Origin of the sequence: Ideonella alba (genome assembly GCF_018069845.1) — a bacterium.
Classification (GTDB): domain Bacteria; phylum Pseudomonadota; class Gammaproteobacteria; order Burkholderiales; family Burkholderiaceae_C; genus Ideonella; species Ideonella alba.
This window is the reverse complement of the sequence record NZ_JAGQDD010000009.1, coordinates 22,266-41,252: the sequence shown is the minus strand read 5'-3', so window position 1 is coordinate 41,252 and position 18,987 is coordinate 22,266. Positions and strand designations below refer to the sequence as shown.

Below are 18,987 nucleotides of genomic sequence, written 5' to 3'. Positions count from 1 at the left end.
GCGCCGGCCCTGTCAGGTGCGGGGGCGCACGACCAGTTCAGCGTAGCCGGTGGCCGCATCGGCGGCGCGCGACAGCCGCCAGCCCGGCAGCGGCGCCAGCAGCAGCTCGGCCGTGGTGCGGACGCGGTTGCCATCCAGCAGGTGACCGCCCCAGACACGGCCCTGGGCATCGGCCAGCGCCGCGTGCAGGTGGGCGCCATCGGTGCTGAGCGTGCCTTGCAGCGACAGCAGCTCGCAGGGGCCGGCGATCTCGGTGGCCGCGTCCGCGGCGGCCAGGCGCAGGCGGGCGCCGTGCAGGCTGCCGATGCCGGCCACGACGAAGGCGCCGTCGGCCCAGGCCGGCTGCGCCAACAGCGCCAGCAGGCCGGCCTTCAGGTCGGTGCCCGGCGGCAGTCGCAGCGGGGTCATGGTGCGGCCGCCAACAGCGCCTGTTCGCGCTCGGGCGCCAGGCCGGTGGTCGGGAAGGCCTGTGCGTCGGCCGGCAGCGTACGCCACCAGGCCAGCGTGTCGGCCACGGTGGTGGTGGCAGAGCGGCAGCGCAGCCCCAGCGCCTCGGCGCGGCGGCAATCCACCCGCAAGAAGCCGTCGTGCTCGCCATCGGCCGGAATCCACAGCGGCAGCTCCACCCAGGGCTGCACGCCGGCGGCCACCAGCCGTGCCTCGGGCACCCAGACCGGCTGGAAGCCGGTGGCGGCCCCCGCCAGGCAGGCGTCGGCCAGATCGCCCCAACGGAAGTGGCCGGCCGGCGAACCCACGTTGAGCGCGCCGCAGGGCCCCTGCGCCGCCATCGCCAGCGCAAAGCGCGCCAGGTCGCGCGCATCGATCCACTGCAGCGGCCCCAGCGGGTCGCCCGGCCACAGCATCGGCTCACCCGCCTGGGCGCGGGCGGCGCGCGCCGGCCACCAGGGGAAGCGGCCGGTGGGGTCGTGCGGGCCGACGATCAAGGTGGGGCGCAGGCTCAGGTGGCGGTCGGGCAGCCGGGCGGCCAGCGCGGCTTCACAGGCGGCCTTCAGCGGGCCGTAGGTGTCTGCGTCGATCACCTCGGTGGCAGGATCGACGAGCGTGCCGGTGGCGGCGGACTCGTCGCAGGGCGCCGAGTGGTTGGCATAGACCGACACGCTGGAGAGGAAGACATAGCGGCCCACCCGGTGCGCCAGCGCGTCGGCCATGGCGGCCACCTCGCGCGGCAGGTAGCCGCAGCAGTCGATCACCGCGTCCCAGCGGCCCGCGTGCAGCGCGGACAGGTCGCCCCGGCGGTCGCCCGTGATGGCCTGCACGCCCGGCAGCGGCGGCTGGCTGCCGCGGTTGAAGGTGGTGACGGCATGCCCCTCGGCCAGCGCCGCCTCGACGATTGCCCGCCCGGCGAAGCGCCCGCCGCCAATGACCAGCAGCCTCATGGTCCGCGCAACTGCTCACGCAGCGCCGTCTTCAGCACCTTGCCGTAGGCGTTCTTGGGCAGTGCTTCGACGACCAGGTAGCGCTTGGGCCGCTTGAAGCGCGCGATGCGCGACAGGCACAGCGCGTCCAGCGCCGCCGCATCCGGCGTGGCGCCTGGGGCGGGCACGATGAAGGCCACCAGGCGCTCGCCCCACTCCGGGTCGGGCTCGCCCACCACGGCCGCCTCGGCCACCGCGGGGTGCTCCAGCAGCACCTCCTCGATCTCGCGCGGGTAGATGTTCGAGCCGCCACTGATCACCAGATCCTTGCTGCGGTCCTTCAGCGTCAGGTAACCGGACTCGTCCAGGCAGCCCATGTCGCCGGTCCACAGCCAGCCGCCGCGCAGCGCCTCTGCGCTGGCGGCCTGGTTGCGCCAGTAGCCGGCCATCACCGAGTCGCCCTGCACCAGCACCTCGCCCACCTCGCCGGCAGGCAGCGGCTGGCCGTCGGCACCCGCCACGCGGATGCACACCGGCGTCTGCGCCACGCCCACCGAGGCCAGACGCTCGGCATGGCGCGGGTGGGCGCTGTCGGCCAGGTCGCGGCGCGACAGCACGGTGCCCACCATCGGCGTCTCGCCCTGGCCGTAGATCTGCACGAAACGCGGGCCCATCACGCGCAGCGCATGCTGGATGTCGGCGGCATACATCGGGGCGCCGCCGTAGACGATGGTCTTGAAGGCGCGGGCGCAGTCATGGGGCGTCAGCCCGGCCGCCTCGGCATGCTCGACCAGCCGCCGCACGATGGTCGGTGCCGCGAAGGTGGAGAGCGGTCCGACCTGGGCCCCCAGCGCGAACAGTTCGGCCGGGTCCACGCCGCCGCTGTCAGGCACCACATGGCGCGCGCCGGCCATCAGGTGCGGCACCAGGTAGATGCCGGCGCCATGCGACATCGGGGCGGCGTAGACCATGGCGTCGTCGGGGGACACCGCGTCCACATCCACCTGGTAGCCCAGACCCATGGTCATCAGGTTGCGGTGCGTGATCATCACGCCCTTGGGACGACCGGTGGTGCCGCTGGTGTAGAACAGCCAGGCGGTCTCGTCCGGGGCCCGCGGGGTGATTGGCAGCCGCTCGCCCGCGGCCAGCAGGGCGCTGCCCTCGTCGCTGTCGATCTCGACCACTCGCGCCAGTCCCGGCAGCGCCGCAGCGCCTTCGGGCAGCACATCGGCGCTGTGGACCACCCAGCGTGCCTGGGCGTTGTCGACGATCCAGCGCAGTTCCTGGGCATGCAGCCGGGCGTTGATCGGCACCACCACCAGCCCGGCCCACCAGCAGCCCAGCATCCACTGCGCGTAGCGCACATGGTTGCGGCTGAACAGCGCCACGCGGTCACCCGGCTGCAGGCCCGCGGCCCGCAGGCGCCAGGCCAGCGCCGCGGCGCTGGCGGCCCAGTCGCCGTGGCTGGCCACCACCTGCCGGCCGCTCAGCAGGGCCGGCCGCTCAGGCGCGCGCAGCGCCTGGCGCTCCAGCAGATGGGCCAGGTTCATCGCGGTCGCGGCATCACTTGCCCGAGCGGATGATCTTCTCGTGGTCCTCGTTGTAGGGCCGGTTGCCGCAGCGCTCGCTCCAGGCCAGGCGGGTTTCCTCGAAGCCGGCCACCTCGTCGTCGAGCGCCTTGCTGCGCGCGTTCCAGTCGTTGGCCTTGGCGCCCTGGGCATCGGTGCGCTGCTTCAGGTTGTTGGCGATGGTCTCGCGCTCGGTGGTCAGGGCCTGGCCCTCGGTACGCAGCGGGCCTTCCAAGGCCAGCAGCTGATCACGCTCGGCATCCAGGGCCTTGCGCTCGCGGTCGCCCGCCGAGCCCGAAGGCGGATTGGCATTGAACTCGGTGGAGCGCTTGTTGAAGGCCTCGACCCGTTCCTTGAAGGCCACCTGGCGCTGGTTGAAGGCGGTCACCTTGGCCTGCAGCGCGGCGGCCTGGCCATCGTTGCGCAGCGCCTCGGCCTCGGCCTCGATCGACTTGCGCTCCTCGGTGAGGGCGGCGCGGCGGCTGTTCAGGTCATCGGCCTTGGGTTTGAGCTGGTCGTACTCCTTGAGGCAGGACTCCAGTTCCTTGAAGGTCATCAGCTTGCCCACGGCGGCCTTGCCGGTGATGGTCTTGCTGGGCACGGGGGCGGCTGCGGGCTTGGTCTGGGCAGCAGCGCCCAGGCTGGCCAGGGACAGGGCCATGGCGCACAGGGCGGCGGGACGGATCAGCGGCATCGGCGGATTCCTCGGTCAATCAGGGACATGAAGGGCGGCATGATGCCACCGGCGCACAACGGCTCAGCGCCGACGCACGATGACACTGCCGATCGAGTAGCCGGCGCCGAAGGAGCAGATCACCCCCAGGTCGCCGGCGACCAGGTCGCCACGGTGTTCATGGAAGGCGATGACCGAGCCGGCCGAGGCGGTGTTGGCGTACTTGTGCAGGATCAGCGGCGCGATGTCGTCGCCCACCTCGCGGTCGACCAGCTTCTTGAGCACCAGCTGGTTCATGCCCAGGTTGGCCTGGTGCAGCCAATAGCGCCGCACCTGCTGGGGCGTGACACCCAGCGTGCCCAGGTGGGCCTCGATGTGGGCCGCGGCCATCGGCACGACCTCCTTGAAGACCTTGCGCCCCTCCTGCCGGAACTTCTTGTCGCGGGCCTCGGGGTCGCTGTCCTCGCAGCTGTTCATGAAGCCGAAGTTGTTGCGGATGTTGTTGGAGAACTTCGTGGCCAGCTTCGTGCCCAGCACCTCCCACTGCTCGGCCGAGGTGGCGGTGTCGGCGGCCTCGACGACCACCGCGGTGCAGACATCACCGAAGATGAAGTGGCAGTCGCGGTCGCGCCACTCCAGGTGGGCCGAGGTGATCTCGGGGTTGACCATCAGCACGCAGCGGGCGGTGCCGGACTTGATCGCATTGACCGCCTGCTCGATGCCGAAGGTGGCCGAGGAGCAGGCGACGTTCATGTCGAAGCCGAAGCCGCCCGCGCCCAGTGCATTCTGGATCTCGACCGCCATCGCCGGGTAGGCGCGCTGCATGTTGGCGGCCGAGCACAGCACCATGTCCACCTCGTCGGCGCGCTTGCCGGCGGCGGCCAGGGCCTGGCGGCCGGCGTCCACCGCGATCTCGGCCATCAGCGAGAGCTGGTCGTCGGAACGTTCCTGGAAGCGCGGGTACATGCGGGTGGGGTCGAGCACGCCGTCCTTCTCGAGGACATGGCGCTGCTTGATGCCCGAGGCCTTCTCGATGAACTCGACGCTGGAGGGCACCAGCGGCTCGCACGTACCGGCGGCGATGGCCTCGGCGTGGCGCTCGTTCTGCAGGGCGACGTAGGCGTTGTAGGAGGCCACCAACTCGGCGTTGGTGATGATGTGCTGCGGCCGGAACAAGCCGGTGCCGCTGATGACGACAGAGGTCATGGAATGCGAGGGAGAGGTCAGAACGACAGGCGTCGGGCCGGACGCCGGTCAGCGCCGGGTCCGGCCACAGCCCGGGAGATCAGCGCTTGCGGGCCGGCTTGGCGGCCGGTTCGGCCGCGGCGCCCGTGGTGAGCGCGTCGGACAGGCCGATCAGCACGCCGCTGACCAGCGCGGTGTAGCTCTGCGCCAGCACCTGGGCGGCCTTGAAGCTGGCCGCCCTGCCCTCGCGCAGCGCCTGCTGCATCTGGCCGGCCATCTGCTGGGCCGTGGCGGCCGCCTGGGCCCCGGACTGCGAGCCCTGGGCCTGGAACTTCTCGAGCACCTGGTTCCAGGGGCCTTCCATCGTGGTGCCGGCGCCGACCGCGGCCTTCTTCATCGCGGCGAACATCGTGTCCTCGAACTTCTCGAGGTCGTCCAGCGCCTTCTTCAGCTGCTTTTCCTGCAGACCGATGCCCTGGTCGACGAAGCGCGCCAGGGCCACCTTGTTGGCCTCGACCGCCTTGAGCAGCGCGTCATCGACACCGGCCACGGCCGAGGCCAGCAGCTTTTCCATGTCGACCTTGGGCATCACGTTCTGGGCCGCGCCGGCGCTGGCGGCTTCGGCCACCGACTTGACGACGCTGCGGATGTTCTTGAGCGTCATCTCGCGGCCCTGCAGGGCCTTGAGGGTGGCCTCGGTGACCACCTGACGCAGCTGGGCGGTCTGGCGTGCGCTGGCGCCCGCGAACTGCTCGATCAACGCATCCTGGTCGATGCCGGATTTCAGCATGGAAGCTCCTGTGGGGTGGAAACAGGCCCGACGATACGCCCGTCCGGGCCGATCGGCCACACCGGGCAAACACGCGCGCCCCTCAGGGCGGCGGCGGGGCGATCTGTTCGGCCCAGTCGACCAGGGCTTCCAGCAGGGCCTGGCCGCGCTCGTCGGCGGTCTCGACCAGGTGGTCGATGCGCTCGCTGAAGGCGGCCAGCGTCAGGCCGCCGGCGGCACCGTCGTGCAGCGCCGCGGCACGCCACTGCAGCCAGCGGGCCTGCTCGGCCTCATCCAGCATCTGGGGAAAGTTGCGGGCGCGCCAGCGGAAGACCAGCTCGGCCAGGCGCGGATCGTCGAAGCTGGCCCGGCGCAGGGCGGCCGGCTCGGGGGCACGGCGCAGGCCGTCCAGGCGTTTTCGGTCAGTGGGCGAGAGGAAGCCACCGTAGAGGTCTTCGTCGACATCGGGGGCGCGCTCGGGTGCCGGGCGGGCGAACACCTCGGGCCAGCGGCGCGACAGGGGCTCGACCAGGGCCTTGGCGCGCTCGGCGTACTGCAGTGCCGCCGCCACGTCCAGGCCCCAGCGCTCGGCCTGGGCGGATTGCAAGGTCCTGATGTTGCCGATCACGACCGGCGACTTGTTGACGTGGATGGTCTTGAGCGGCAGACGCTCGACGCCCTCGGGCAGGTCGGCGCTGCGGGTGAACATCCGCTGGCGCAGCGCGGCAGCGTCCAGGTCGGCCAGCACCGACGGGTCCTGCGCGCAGTCCCAGACCAGCAGCTCGTTGCGGTTGGTGGGGTGCAGGCCCAGCGGGTAGACCAGCGCCAGGCAGCCGCGCTCAGGGCCGTACATGCCCGAGACATGCAGGAAGGGCTTGCCCACGCCGATCTCGTCCCACACCGCCTGCTTGTGGCGCAGGCGCAGGCAGAAATCCCACAGGCGCGGGTTGGCCTGGCGGATCAGGCGGGCCAGCGCGATCGTGGCGCGCACATCGGACAGCGCATCGTGGGCGGCCTCGTGCAGCAGGCCGTTGGCGGCGCTCAGGTGCTCCAGCTTGAACGAGGGCCGGCCGTCCTCGTGGGTGGGCCACTGCAGGCCATCGGGGCGCAGCGCGTAGAGGCAGCGCACGGTGTCCAGCAGGTCCCAGCGGCCGCAGTCGTTCTTGTACTCGCGGGCGTAGGGGTCGATCAGGTTGCGCCAGAACAGGTGGCGGGTGACCTCGTCGTCAAAGCGGATCGAGTTGTAGCCCACGCCCACGGTGCCGGGCTGGGACAGCACCTCATGGATGCGGCTGGCAAAGTCGTTCTCCGGCAGGCCCAGTTCGGCGCAGTGCTGCGGCAGGATGCCGGTCAGCAGACAGCTTTCAGGGTCGGGCAGGCTGTCCAGCGCGGGTTGGCAATAGACCATCACCGGCTCGCCGACCTCGTTCAGGTCGGCATCGGTGCGCACGCCGGCGAACTGCGCAGGACGGTCACGGCGCGGCACGCGGCCGAAGGTCTCGTAGTCGTGCCAGAAGAAGCTGAGGTCGCTCATGGCGCCACGATAGCAGCGCACGGCGCCGGCGCGGGCCGGCCGGGCGGGGGCACGCTGACGCCCCGCTGGGCCAGCCTGGCGGCGCGCCGGGCAGCGTGCCGTACACCTTGCCGTGCAGGGCGCCGTGCAGGGCGCCGTGCATCAAGGCCTGGCTGGCGCCGCTTCAATCGCCCGCCCCCAGCAGGCGCCAGAAGCTGGCGTGGCGAGGCAGCCCGGTCGAGGTGCGGCCCCGGTGGTGGAAGGCCACACGGCTGCCCAGCGGCGGCGGCTGGCGACGCTGGGCGTCGGACAGGCCGCTGCCGATGCGGAACACGCGTCCCTGCGCGTCGCGCACCGTCAGCGCGCCCACCAGGCCGGAGAGGCGACCGCGACCCGGAACCAGGCCGATGACCACCGCTTCGTCGTCGGGCTGGGGCTTGAGCTTGAGCAGCGCATCGCTGCGGCCGGTGTGCCAGGGGCTGTCGGCACGGTGCAGCATCAGGCCCTCGCCGCCGCCCGCCACCACCTCCTGCAGCCAGGCGGCCAGGGCCTGGGCATCGGGCAGGCGGCGTTGCGGCGCCACCTGCCAGACGCCATCGGCCGCGGCGAGGCGCTGCAACTGGGCCACGCGCTCGGCGAAGCTGCCGCCGCCGCCTGGCAGCTCGAACACCATGAAACGCACGGGCGCCCAGTCGGCCTCCGAGGCGTCGGCGCGGTGGACCAGCGCCGACATGGCCTGGAAGCGGCCGCGGCCCAGCCACAACTCGCCGTCCAGCGCCTGGGCCGGCAGGCGGGCCAGAAAGCCCGGCGGCGCAGGGAGCTGGCGGCCGCTGCGGCTGCGCAGGCGGGTGCCGTCCCACAGCGCACGCACACCGTCGTATTTCTCGCTGACCAGCCAGCCGGTCGGGTCTGGACGGGCCGGCGCGTCTCGGGCCAGCAGCAGTGCGGGCGGCGCCTGTGGCTGCGCCACCTGGGCGGCCGTGACGGCACTGGCGGCGAGGGCAGCGCTGGGGGCATGGGCAGCGACCGGGGCCGCAGACAGGTCAACGGGCATGTCACCCACGATAAATGCACCACGCGCGTGCGCGCTACCCGCTGATGGGGGAGGTGGATGCCCGCAATCGGTGCCTGTCCGGAAATTGCCGGTGGGCGACCGCTGATTTCGCGGTTTTGCGTCGGCGCCGTCCCTTCAGCATGGCGGCTTCGAAGATCCGACCCCGCTTCCCGAGGCCGCCAGACATGGACATCCGCATCAAGCTCCCCCTCGCCTTCGCCGCCGTGCTGGCGCTGACACTGCTGGCCGGCGGCGGCGGACTGTGGCAGGCCCAGCGCAGCATGACTGTGTTCGAGGTCGAGGTGCAGGGCCGCCATGCCGACGTGCGCGCCGCCGACGACCTGGAATCGCACTTCAAGACGCAGGTCCAGGAGTGGAAGAACGTGCTGTTGCGCGGCTCGGACACGGCGCTGCTCGACAAGCACTGGAAGGCCTTCGAGAAAGAGGAAAAGCTGGTGGACGACAACGCCCGCGCGTTGCGCCTGCACCTGGACGATGCGGGGGAACAGGCCCTGGTCGATGCCTTCCTGGCCGCCCACGCCAAGATGGCGCAGGCCTACCGCGGCGGCCTGGAGAAGTTCAAGGGCAGTGGCATGGAATCCTCGGTCGGCGACCTGGCCGTGCGCGGCATCGACCGCGAGCCGGCGCAGTTGCTGAACAAGCTGCAGACATCGATCACCGAGCGCAGTGCGGCCGTGGCCGCGCAGGCCGCGGCCGCCGGTCGGCAGGCGATCGGCTGGAGCGTCGGCCTGATGCTGGCGGCGATGCTGGCCGGCATCGGCATCGCAGTGGTGATCAGCCGCCAGGTGTCGGCCTCGCTGCAGGCGGCGATCGATGCCGCGCGCCGCGTGGCCGCCGGTGACCTGCGCCAGGCCATTGACGCACGCGGCAGCGACGAGCCGGCCCGGCTGCTGCAGGCGTTGTCGGAGATGCAGGCGCACCTGCGCGACCTGGTCAGCCAGGTGCGCGCTGGCGCCGAGAGCGTGGCAGCCGCCAGCGGCCAGATCGCCCAGGGCAACGGTGACCTCGCCGGCCGCACCGAGCGCCAGGCTTCAGAACTGCAGATGGCGGCCAGCTCGATGAGCGACCTCGGCGACACGGTGCGCCGCAACGCCGACAACGCGCGCCAGGCCACCGGCCTGGCCGCCACCGCCAGCGAGGTGGCCCAGCGCGGCGGTCAGGTGGTGCACGACATGGTGAGCACCATGCGCGCGATCGACGACAGCGCCAAGCGCATTGCCGACATCATCGGCGTGATCGACGGCATCGCCTTCCAGACCAACATCCTGGCGCTCAATGCCGCGGTCGAGGCGGCCCGTGCCGGTGAATCCGGCCGCGGCTTCGCGGTGGTGGCCTCGGAGGTGCGCAGCCTGGCACAGCGCAGCGCCGATGCGGCGCGCGAGATCAAGTCGCTGATCCAGGCCAGCGTCGAACGCGTGGGCCAGGGCAATGAACTGGCCGGTCTGGCCGGGCACACGATGCAGGAGGTCGTGACGGCCATCGGCCGGGTCGACCAGATCATCCGCGAGATCAGCCAGGCCAGCGACGAACAGAGCGCCGGCGTGGGCGCGATGGGCCAGGCGGTGGCGCGCATGGATGGCCACACCCAGCAGAACGCGGCGCTGGTCGAGCAGACCAGTGCCGCCTCCGAGAGCCTGAGCCGTCAGGCCACGGCGCTGGTGGAACGGGTGTCCACCTTCAGGACTTGACCGGACCGCCCAGGCGCGGCGCGGCACCCGCCAGCAACTCGGTGCCCAGGCCCTTCTCGGCCAGGAACTGCTCCAGCAGCGGCATCAGCGGCCCCAGGCGCTCATCCAGGGTGTCGCGCACGGTGTCGACGAAGACCTGGGTCTGGCGCTCGATCTCGATGTTGAGCCGGTCGCCCGGGCCCTTCTCGGCGAAGGTGGTCATGCGCAGGGTCTCAGGGATCAGCCAGACCTCGAACCAGCCCGCCTGGCGGTCGGCCTCGGCCACGGTCAGGCTGGCGCCGTTGATGGCGATGTAGCCCTTGGCGAACACGTAGCGCATCCACGGCGGGGGCACCTGGATGCGCAGCACCTGGTTGTTCTCGGGGCGGCGCACCTCGACCACCTGGGCGGTGAAGTCGATGTGGCCCGAGAGCGGATGACCGCCGATTTCGGCACCGTCCCTGGCAGCGCGCTCGACGTTGACGCGGCTGCCCTCGACCAGCCCGCCCAGCGAGGTCAGGTTGAGGCTTTGCAGCATCACGTCGAAGTCCGCAGCGTCATCGCCATGCAGTGCGGTGACGGTCAGGCAGACGCCGTCGGTGCTGACGCTGGCACCGATGGCCAGGCCCTGGGCAAAGCCCGGCGGGAAACGCAGCGTGAAGCTGCGCAGGCCCGGTCGGTCGATGATGCGCTCGACAGTGGCGACGCCCTGGACGATCCCGGTGAACATGGTGGGGAGATGGAGAACCGATGGGGGTCCGATTGTCGCCGCTGTTCAGACGGCCTGCCGGGCGGTCCAGCGACGCACGGCTTGCAGCGCCTCCTCCCAGGCGACGAGGTAGGCGCTGGCCAGGCGCGCGCTGGCGGTGAGATCGCCGCTGCGCGCCGCCGCCTCCAGCACCACGGCCTGCTGTTGCAGGCGCAGCGCCCCGATGGCACCGGCTGCCGACATGGCGGTGTGGGCCAGCCGGCCGACACGGTCGAGTTCACCGCGCGCCAGCGCCTCGAGCAACTGCTCGCGGTCCCCGGCATGGGCCTGGGCGAAGGCCTGCAGCAGACGGCGCTGCAGGTCCTCGCGCCCCATGCAGCGCTGCAGACCCAGGCCGAAATCCACGCCACCGGTGACCGCGGGCAGCGCCTGCGGGGCGGCCGCGTCGTCGGCCCGCCAGCCCAGCCAGTGGGCCAGCGTGCGGAACAACTGCACCGGCTCGTAGGGTTTGACGATGACGTCGTCCATGCCGGCCAGCAGACACAGCTCGCGGTCGCGCGCCATCGCATGGGCGGTCATGGCCAGGATCGGCCGGCCCGGCCCCCAGGCCGCGCGCAGCCGGCGCGCCACCTCGTGGCCGTCCAGGCCAGGCATCTGCACATCCAGCAGCACCAAATCGTGCGTGCCCGCCAGCGCGGCCGCCAGCGCCTGCTCGCCGTCGACGGCCATGTCCACCCGCGCGCCGGCCACGTCGCACAACAGGTCGGCGGCCACCAGGCGGTTGAGCGCGTTGTCCTCGGCCAGCAGCAGATGGCGGCCGCGCAGCCAGGCCAGCTCGGGCGGCGGGGCCGCCGCGGGGCGCAGCACCACCGTGGCGCGCTGCTGCAGCAGGGGCAACAGGGTCTCGGGCGTCACCGGCTTGGCCAGGTAGCCGCTGAAGCCGGCCTCGCGCGCACGCGCGGCCACGCCCTGGTCGCCATAGGCCGTGACCATCACCAGCGGCGGGCAGGCGGTGCCCAGGTGCTGGCGCAGGCGCTCTGCGGCCTCGAACCCGTCGATGCCGGGCATGCGCCAGTCGATCAAGGCCAGGTCGTGGGGGTGCCCGGCCAGCAGGGACCGGGCCTCGTCGACCGTGCCCGCCTGGCTGACGCCGCAGCCCATGGCGCCCAGCAGGTCGGCCAGGATGGCGCGCGCGGCGGCGCTGTCATCCAGCACCAGCACCTGGCGGCCCTGGCCCGCCTGCGGCCAGGCCGGCTCGGACGCTGCGCCGGGCACACGACCGAAGGGCAGCAGCACGGTGAACTCGCTGCCCCGCCCCGGCTCGCTGCGCACCGAGATCGAGCCGCCCATGCGCTCCACCAGCTGGCGGCTGATCGCCAGGCCCAGGCCGGTGCCGCCATGGCGCCGCGTGGTGGAGGCGTCGAGCTGCTCGAAGGGCTGGAACAGGCGGGCCTGCTGTTCGGCGTCCATGCCGGCGCCGGTGTCGCGCACGCTGAAGCGCAGGCGCCAGCCGTCGCCGTCCTGGGCCTCGGCCTTGACGGTGACGACGACGATCTCGCCGCGCTCGGTGAACTTGACTGCGTTGCCGCACAGGTTGAGCAGCACCTGGCCCAGGCGCAACGCATCGCCGACCAGCTCGCGCGGCACATCGGGCGCGGTGTGCAGCAGGAAGTCCAGGCCCTTGTCCGAGGCCCCGTGGCCGACGATGGACGTGACCCGGTCGAGCACCTCCTGCAGCACGAAGGGCTCGTGCTCGATCTGCAGCTTGCCGGCCTCGATCTTGGAGAAGTCCAGCACGTCGTTGAGGATGCCCAGCAGCGACTGCGCCGCCGACTGGATGTGCTGCAGGTACTCGCGGCTGCGCGGGCCGAGCTGCTCATCGCGCAGCGCCAGGCCCGACAGGCCGATGATGGCGTTCATGGGCGTGCGGATTTCGTGACTCATGTGGGCGAGGAAGTCAGCCTTGGCGCGACCGGCCGCGTGGGCCTCGTCGCGCGCCAGCAGCAGCGCCTCGTTGCTCGCCTCCAGCTCCAGCGTGCGGTCAGCCACCCGCTGCTCCAGGCCCTGGTTCAGGGCCCGCAGCTCGCGCTCGGCGCGGCGGCGGGCCGAGATGTCCTCGACGAAGACCAGCGTCTCCTGCTCCGAGCGGAAGGGTACGTCGGTGACCGAGATGTGGCACTCGAACTCGCTGCCGTCCAGGCGCCGGCCGATGGTCTCGTAGCCGTCCTCGACCGCCAGGCCGGCCTGGCGCTGCGGCGGGCCATCTCCGGGCGGGCCGACGGCGCGATCAGGTCGGGCACCTGCAGTGATTCGATCGCCACCCCATCGGCCAGGCCGAACAGGCGGCGAAAGGCGGGGTTGCCATAGACGACCCGCTCGCCGGCGGACACGCCGATGGCCACGGGCGCGGCCTCGATCAGGCGGCGAAAGCGCCCTGGCTCGGCGTCGGTCTCGGAGCGTCGCTCGCTCGGTGTGCTCTCCATCGGCAGCCCCTCTCGGTACGGCATCGGTGCGGCGGACCGGCCCGATGATGCCGCAGCACGGCGCCGCTGGCGAGTCTCAGCCCGTCGCCAGCCCCGGCAGCGGGTGCGCGGCCAGCCAGGCGGCCTCGGCGTCGGTCCACAGCCGCGTGCGGGCCTTGAAGTGCAGTCCCTCAGCATCCTCCAGCGAGAAGCTGCCCAGGCTGCCCTGCCCGACATCCAGGATCAGCTGCGTGCCCTGCATGTAGTCGGCCTGGGTGCGGCCCACCCACATCGTCACGCCGTCGATCTCGCCGTAGTGCAGGTCATCCGGCGTGAGGCGCATCTCGCCGGGCTGGAAGGCCATCGGGGTCGAGCCGTCGCAGCAGCCGTGCGACTGGTAGAGGAAGATCGCGCCGTGGCGCTGGCGCAGCCGCTGCAGCAGGTCTCGGGCGGCATCGGTGGCCACCACGCGCTGAACCGGGTCCATCGTGTGCTCCTGGATGAAAAAAGGGCAGCCCGGAGGCTGCCCTGCCAAGATCGCCCGGGGCCGACCAGGCCCACAGGCGTCCCGATCACGAAGAAACAGGCCGGCTCAGAAGAAGCCCAGCTTGTGCGGGCTGTAGCTGACCAGCAGGTTCTTGGTCTGCTGGTAGTGGTCCAGCATGACCTTGTGCGTCTCGCGGCCGATGCCCGACTCCTTGTAGCCACCGAAGGCGGCGTGCGCCGGGTAGGCGTGGTAGCAGTTGGTCCACACGCGGCCGGCCTGGATGCCGCGGCCCATGCGGTAGGCACGGTTGCCGTCACGGCTCCAGACGCCGGCGCCCAGGCCGTAGGGGGTGTCGTTGGCAATGGCCAGCGCCTCGGCCTCGTCCTTGAAGGTGGTCACGGCCAGCACCGGACCGAAGATCTCCTCGCGGAACACGCGCATGTTGTTGTGGCCCTTGAACAGCGTCGGCTGGATGTAGTAGCCGCCCGACAGGTCGCCACCCAGCTGGGCCGCGCTGCCGCCGATCAGGACCTGGGCGCCCTCCTGCTTGCCGATCTCCAGGTAGGACTGGATCTTGTCCATCTGCATGGCCGAGGCCTGGGCGCCGATCATGGTGTCGGTGTCCAGCGGGCTGCCCTGCTTGATGGCCGCCACGCGCGGCAGCACGCGGGCCATGAACTTGTCGTAGATCGATTCCTGGATCAGCGCGCGCGACGGGCAGGTGCAGACCTCGCCCTGGTTGAAGGCGAACAGCACCAGGCCCTCGATCGCCTTGTCGAAGAAGGCGTCGTCGGCATCGGCCACATCCTCGAAGAAGATGTTGGGGCTCTTGCCGCCCAGCTCCAGCGTGGCGGGGATCAGGTTGGCGGCCGCAGCCTGGCCGATGATCTTGCCGGTGGCGGTGGAGCCGGTGAAGGCGATCTTGGCGATGCGCTTGCTGGTGGCCAGCGGCATGCCGGCCTCGCGACCAAAGCCGTTGACGATGTTCAGCACGCCCGGGGGCAGCAGGTCGGCGATCAGCTCGGCCAGCACCAGGATCGACACCGGGGTGCTCTCGGCGGGCTTGAGCACCACGCAGTTGCCGGCACCCAGCGCGGGGGCCAGCTTCCAGGCGGCCATCAGGATCGGGAAGTTCCAGGGAATGATCTGGCCGACCACGCCCAGCGGCTCGTGCAGGTGGTAGGCCACCGTGTTCTCGTCGATCTCGCTGATCGCGCCTTCCTGGGCCCGCACGCAGCCGGCGAAGTAGCGGAAGTGGTCCACGCTCAGCGGGATGTCGGCGGCCAGGGTCTCGCGGATCGGCTTGCCGTTGTCCACGGTTTCGGCGTAGGCCAGCTTCTCCAGGTTGGCTTCCAGGCGGTCGGCGATCTTCAGCAGGATGTTGGCGCGCTCGGCCGGGCTGGTCTTGCCCCAGGCGTCCTTGGCCTTGTGGGCGGCGTCCAGGGCCAGCTCGATGTCGGCCTCGGTGGAGCGGGCGGCCTGGGTGTAGACCTTGCCGTTGATCGGCGTGATCACATCGAAGTACTGGCCGCCCTGCGGCGCGACGAACTTGCCGCCGATGAAGTTGTCGTAGCGGGCCTTGTACTGGACCGGGGCGCCGGCAGTGCCGGGAAGGGCATACAGCATGGGGTGTCTCCTGTGGTGGCTTGCGGCGCCGTGAACCGTTCACTGCGCAGCGCGGCGGCCGCATCGCAGCGTTTGTGCCAGCGCAAGTTCCGCCAGGAATCGCGCCTTCGCCGTCCAAAGCGGGCCCGGAATCTGCACCGCGTTGTGCAGCACCGGCTGATCACCGGCGCACCTGTTCCGACACGACGCAGATGACCCCGCAGATCCTGCACAAACCGTCTCCAGATGGGCCCCCCCCGCCGCCAACCCTGGTGATCACCCTCATGCACGAGTTTGCATAGGTCGATGCGACTGTTCCTTGGCTGAACCATGCACCACGCCCTCACCCCCGTCCTGCCCCCTGCCGATGTGCGCGAGGCCCGAAGGCAGCTGAACAACTCCGGCGAGGTTTCGACCGAACTGCTGGGACCCCTGCTGGCGCGCAGCTGGCAGCGCTGCGCCAGCGCCGGCCTGCAGCCGGACGGCCGCACGCCCGGCACGCCGCACGCCTCTGCGGCCCAGCTGGCGCGGGCCCTGGAGCTGCAGCGCGACCTGCTGTCGCACGCCCGCCCGGTGATGGAGTTCCTGCACGAGCAGACCCGCGACACCGACAGCATGGTCATCCTGGCCGACGCCCAGGGCATGCTGCTGCACGCGCTGGGCGACGACCACTTCATCGACCGCGCCGAGCGCGTGGCGCTGCGCCCCGGCGCCAACTGGCACGAGCGCTGGCGCGGCACCAACGCGATCGGTACGGCGCTGCAGGAGGCGCAGCCGGTGTCGGTGCATGCCGGCGAACACTACCTGGAGCGCAACGGCTTCCTGACCTGCGCCGCCGCGCCGATCCACGACCCCACCGGCCGGGTGCTGGGCGCCCTGGACCTGTCGGGCGACCACCGCGGTTTTCACCGCCACACACTGGGCCTGGTGCGCTCGGCGGTGCGCATGATCGAGCACGGGCTCTTCCAGTCGCGCCACGGCCAGGGCCTGCGCCTGCGCCTGCACGCCCAGCGCGACGGCCTGGGCTCGCTGACCGAGGGCCTGCTGGCACTCAGCGAAGACGGCTGGCTGGTCGGCGCCAACGACACCGCGCTGAAGCTGCTGGGCCTGGGCTGGGCCGATGTGGCCGCCCGTCGCCTGCCCGACCTGCTGGCGCTGGACACGCTGCAGCTGCTGGCCAGCGCCCACCGCGGCCTGCGCCAGCCACAGGCCACGCAGACCCGCGATGGCCGCAGCCTGTGGTGGATCGCCGAAGCCGATCGGCAGACCGTGGCCTCGCTGCGCACGCCCGTGCCGGCACCCGCGCTGCCCCCGGCGGCCGATGCCCTGGCCGCGCTGGACACCGGCGACAGCGCGCTGCGCGCGGCGCTGGAACGTGCGCGGCGCGTGCAGGGCAAGCCGATCGCGCTGCTGCTGCTGGGCGAATCGGGCGTCGGCAAGGAGGTCTTTGCCCGGGCCGTGCATGCCAGCGGCCCGCGGCGCGAGCAGGCCTTCGTGGCGGTGAACTGCGCGGCCTTGCCCGACACCCTGATCGAGGCCGAGCTGTTCGGCTACCGCCCCGGCGCCTTCACCGGCGCCCACCGTGACGGCGCTCCCGGCCGCATCCGCGAAGCCGATGGCGGCACGCTCTTCCTGGACGAGATCGGCGACATGCCGCTGGCGATGCAGGGCCGCCTGCTGCGCGTGCTGCAGGAGCGCCAGGTGACACCGCTGGGTGGCGGCAAACCGGTTCCGGTGAACATCCAGCTGATGTGTGCGACCCACCGGCCGCTGCGCGAGGACATGAAGGCCGGCCGCTTCCGCGAGGACCTGTACTACCGCATCAATGGCCTGGCCTTGCAATTGCCAGCACTGCGCGACCGCCAGGACCTGGCCGAGTTGGTGCGGCGCCTGCTGGGCGAGATCCGTCCCGGCCTGGCCACCGTGCTCTCACCCGAGCTGGCCACGCTGGCGGCCCGCTACGCCTGGCCCGGCAACCTGCGCCAGCTGGCGAATGCGCTGCGCACCGCCTGCGCCCTGATGGACGAGCGCGAGGACGAGATCGGCTGGGAGCATCTGCCCGACGATCTGGCCGAGGACCTGCGCCAGCTGCGCGAACGCACGGCCTCAGCGCCAGGCGCTGCGGCGGCCGAAGGCACGCTGCGCGAACTGGAGCGCCAGCAGGTCGAGGCGGCGATGGCCCTGGCCCGGGGCAATGTGTCGGAAGCGGCGCGCCGTCTGGGCGTGAGCCGCAACACGCTCTACCGGCGTCTGCGCCAGAGCGGCCACTGAGCGGGTCGCGCCAGCAGCGGCGCTCAGAAGTACTCGACGGCGTCGGCGGTGGCGTCGGCGGCCGGTGCGGACGAGGCCGCGGATGGCGACAGGTTCGCCGCCGGTGCCGAGGCCATCGGTGCCCCTGCCGAGACCGGTGCCGTCGACGGCGGCGCGTCGCCATCGCCCAGCCGGAAGGCGCCCAGCACCGATTCGAGCTGCTGACCGCGGTTGTGCAGCGCGCCGGCGATGCGCCCCAGCGAAGCGGCCATCGCGGCGTTGTCGCGCGTCAGCTCGTCCACCTCGCGCACTGCGCCCGTGACCGTCTCGATGCTGCCGGCGTGCTCGCTGGTGTCGGCCGACAGCGTGGCGAAAACCTCGCCCACGTTGCGCACCGAGCGCACGATCTCGCCCATCGCCGTTCCCGCGGCATCGACCAGGTCCGAGCCCTGGCGCACCGTCTCGTTGGAGCGCTGGATCAGTCCTTTGATCTGCGATGCGCTGGACGCCGAGCGCAGCGCCAGCGAGCGCACCTCGGCCGCCACCACCGCGAATCCGCGGCCCTGCTCGCCCGCACGCGCCGCTTCGACCGCGGCATTCAGGGCCAGGATGTTGGTCTGGAAGGCGATGCCATCGATGACGCTGATGATCTCGGCGATCTCGCGCGAGGAGGCGTCGATGTCGCGCATCGTGTGGACCACGCGCCCGAACAGCTCGGCACCGTGTTCGGCCTGCTTGGAGGCATGCTCGGCGGTGCTGCGCGCTTCCATCGCGGCATCGGCGCTGCTCTTGACGATCACGCTGATCTGCTCGAGCGTCATGACGGCGTCGCGCAGCCCGGCCGCGCCGCGCTCAGTGCGCGCCGTCAGCTGGTGGGATTCCTGGGCCAGTTCGGCCGAGGCCGATTGCACCTCGGACGACGCGGTCCGGGCCTCGCGCAGCGCGCCGGCCATGCGGTCCTGCAGGTCCCGCAGGCGCTTGCCCAGCGTCGACTCGGCGCGCACCGCGCTGAGGTTCAGGCGGATCGGCCCCTGCTGGCCCATCGCCCGGACCAGGAAGGTGACATCGGCGTTCTCGGCGAACTGGCGGCCCAGGTGCAAGGTACGGGTCGACAGCAGCGCCCCCTGCACCAGCACCAGCAGCAGCGGCAAGGGCTGCAGCGGCATCGCAACCAGGCCGCTGAGCGAGAGCAGCAGCGGCGTGGCCACCAGCGCCACGGTGGCCGCCACCAGCAGTGGCAGGCTGCGCAGCGGCGGCAGCAGGCTCAGCGCCAGCATCGACACCAGCGCGCCCTGGGCCATGTCGGGGCCCAGCGCCTGCCAGGCCACGGCCATCAGCACCTGCGCCATGCCGACCGCCACCGTGTCCAGGCGACGCCAGCGGCGCCAGGCCCACCACACGATGCCCAGGGCGACACCGACCATGGGACCCAGCCAGACCGCGTCGCCGGGCGTGGCATGAACGCCCAGCAGCGCCAGCAAGGCCAGGACGGCGAGGCCGGGCAGGAAGGAAGCGTTGGAGCTTGGCATCTCGGAACAGGTCCAGCCGCCGCGACGGGCGCGGCTGGGTCAGGGTTGAGGAATGGGGGGCAGCTTACGGGGATCCCGCGACCCAGCGTCTGGCGATATGCACCGCTGTGGGGCCGTAT

16 protein-coding genes are annotated in these 18,987 nt (G+C 71.7%); 2 read left to right on the top strand and 14 right to left on the bottom strand.

Annotated features, from left to right (window positions below; all coding sequences use genetic code 11):
• Positions 1 to 12: 12 nt before the first annotated feature.
• From KAK03_RS13395 to KAK03_RS13360, 8 genes are all read right to left on the bottom strand, one after another.
• Positions 13 to 408, bottom strand: a complete 396-nt coding sequence (locus KAK03_RS13395; protein WP_210854466.1) for a PPC domain-containing DNA-binding protein — start codon at positions 406 to 408, stop codon at positions 13 to 15.
• Positions 405 to 1,397, bottom strand: a complete 993-nt coding sequence (locus KAK03_RS13390) for an NAD-dependent epimerase/dehydratase family protein (RefSeq protein ID WP_210854465.1) — start codon at positions 1,395 to 1,397, stop codon at positions 405 to 407. The genes KAK03_RS13395 and KAK03_RS13390 overlap by 4 nt, the downstream gene beginning before the upstream one ends.
• Positions 1,394 to 2,926: a class I adenylate-forming enzyme family protein gene (locus KAK03_RS13385; protein ID WP_210854464.1), complete on the bottom strand. Its 1,533-nt coding sequence runs from the start codon at positions 2,924 to 2,926 to the stop codon at positions 1,394 to 1,396. The genes KAK03_RS13390 and KAK03_RS13385 overlap by 4 nt, the downstream gene beginning before the upstream one ends.
• 13 nt (positions 2,927 to 2,939) lie before the next feature.
• Positions 2,940 to 3,638: a hypothetical protein gene (locus KAK03_RS13380; protein ID WP_210854463.1), complete on the bottom strand. Its 699-nt coding sequence runs from the start codon at positions 3,636 to 3,638 to the stop codon at positions 2,940 to 2,942.
• A gap of 63 nt (positions 3,639 to 3,701) precedes the next feature.
• A complete protein-coding gene (locus tag KAK03_RS13375; RefSeq protein ID WP_210854462.1) occupies positions 3,702 to 4,823 on the bottom strand; it encodes a beta-ketoacyl-ACP synthase III in 1,122 nt (373 codons plus the stop codon).
• 79 nt (positions 4,824 to 4,902) lie between these two features.
• Entirely contained in the window at positions 4,903 to 5,592 is a 690-nt protein-coding gene (locus KAK03_RS13370; protein ID WP_210854461.1) for a DUF6781 family protein, read from the bottom strand.
• Between the two features lie 82 nt (positions 5,593 to 5,674).
• Positions 5,675 to 7,105 carry an exodeoxyribonuclease I gene (gene sbcB, locus KAK03_RS13365; protein ID WP_210854460.1) on the bottom strand — a complete coding sequence of 477 codons (1,431 nt, stop codon included), beginning with the start codon at positions 7,103 to 7,105 and terminating at the stop codon, positions 5,675 to 5,677.
• Positions 7,106 to 7,268: 163 nt separating this feature from the next.
• Complete coding sequence (locus tag KAK03_RS13360; protein ID WP_210854459.1) at positions 7,269 to 8,138, bottom strand: DNA ligase; 870 nt, start codon at positions 8,136 to 8,138, stop codon at positions 7,269 to 7,271.
• A gap of 185 nt (positions 8,139 to 8,323) precedes the next feature.
• Here KAK03_RS13360 and KAK03_RS13355 point away from each other — a divergent pair, with 185 nt between their 5' ends.
• Positions 8,324 to 9,847, top strand: a complete 1,524-nt coding sequence (locus KAK03_RS13355) for a methyl-accepting chemotaxis protein (protein ID WP_210854458.1) — start codon at positions 8,324 to 8,326, stop codon at positions 9,845 to 9,847.
• On the opposite strand, the gene KAK03_RS13350 is transcribed toward KAK03_RS13355, so the two are convergent.
• The 5 genes from KAK03_RS13350 to adh form a co-directional block, all read right to left on the bottom strand.
• Positions 9,837 to 10,556 (bottom strand): riboflavin synthase subunit alpha, encoded by a 720-nt coding sequence (locus KAK03_RS13350; RefSeq protein WP_210854457.1) that lies wholly within the window; start codon positions 10,554 to 10,556, stop codon positions 9,837 to 9,839. The genes KAK03_RS13355 and KAK03_RS13350 overlap by 11 nt on opposite strands.
• Before the next feature lie 45 nt (positions 10,557 to 10,601).
• Entirely contained in the window at positions 10,602 to 12,584 is a 1,983-nt protein-coding gene (locus tag KAK03_RS13345; RefSeq protein WP_210854456.1) for a response regulator, read from the bottom strand.
• Positions 12,585 to 12,604: 20 nt separating this feature from the next.
• Positions 12,605 to 13,018 (bottom strand): PAS domain-containing protein, encoded by a 414-nt coding sequence (locus tag KAK03_RS25520; protein ID WP_210854455.1) that lies wholly within the window; start codon positions 13,016 to 13,018, stop codon positions 12,605 to 12,607.
• 76 nt (positions 13,019 to 13,094) lie between these two features.
• Complete coding sequence (locus tag KAK03_RS13335) at positions 13,095 to 13,484, bottom strand: DUF779 domain-containing protein (RefSeq protein WP_210854454.1); 390 nt, start codon at positions 13,482 to 13,484, stop codon at positions 13,095 to 13,097.
• A 105-nt stretch (positions 13,485 to 13,589) separates the two neighbouring features.
• Positions 13,590 to 15,110, bottom strand: a complete 1,521-nt coding sequence (gene adh / locus KAK03_RS13330) for an aldehyde dehydrogenase (protein WP_210854453.1) — start codon at positions 15,108 to 15,110, stop codon at positions 13,590 to 13,592.
• Positions 15,111 to 15,419: 309 nt separating this feature from the next.
• Between adh and KAK03_RS13325 the strand changes: the two genes are divergently transcribed.
• The gene (locus KAK03_RS13325; protein WP_210854452.1) at positions 15,420 to 17,360 is read left to right on the top strand and encodes a sigma-54-dependent Fis family transcriptional regulator; all 1,941 of its coding nucleotides are present in this window, start codon (positions 15,420 to 15,422) and stop codon (positions 17,358 to 17,360) included.
• A gap of 23 nt (positions 17,361 to 17,383) precedes the next feature.
• On the opposite strand, the gene KAK03_RS25410 is transcribed toward KAK03_RS13325, so the two are convergent.
• The gene (locus KAK03_RS25410) at positions 17,384 to 18,868 is read right to left on the bottom strand and encodes a methyl-accepting chemotaxis protein (protein WP_210854451.1); all 1,485 of its coding nucleotides are present in this window, start codon (positions 18,866 to 18,868) and stop codon (positions 17,384 to 17,386) included.
• Positions 18,869 to 18,987: the final 119 nt, after the last annotated feature.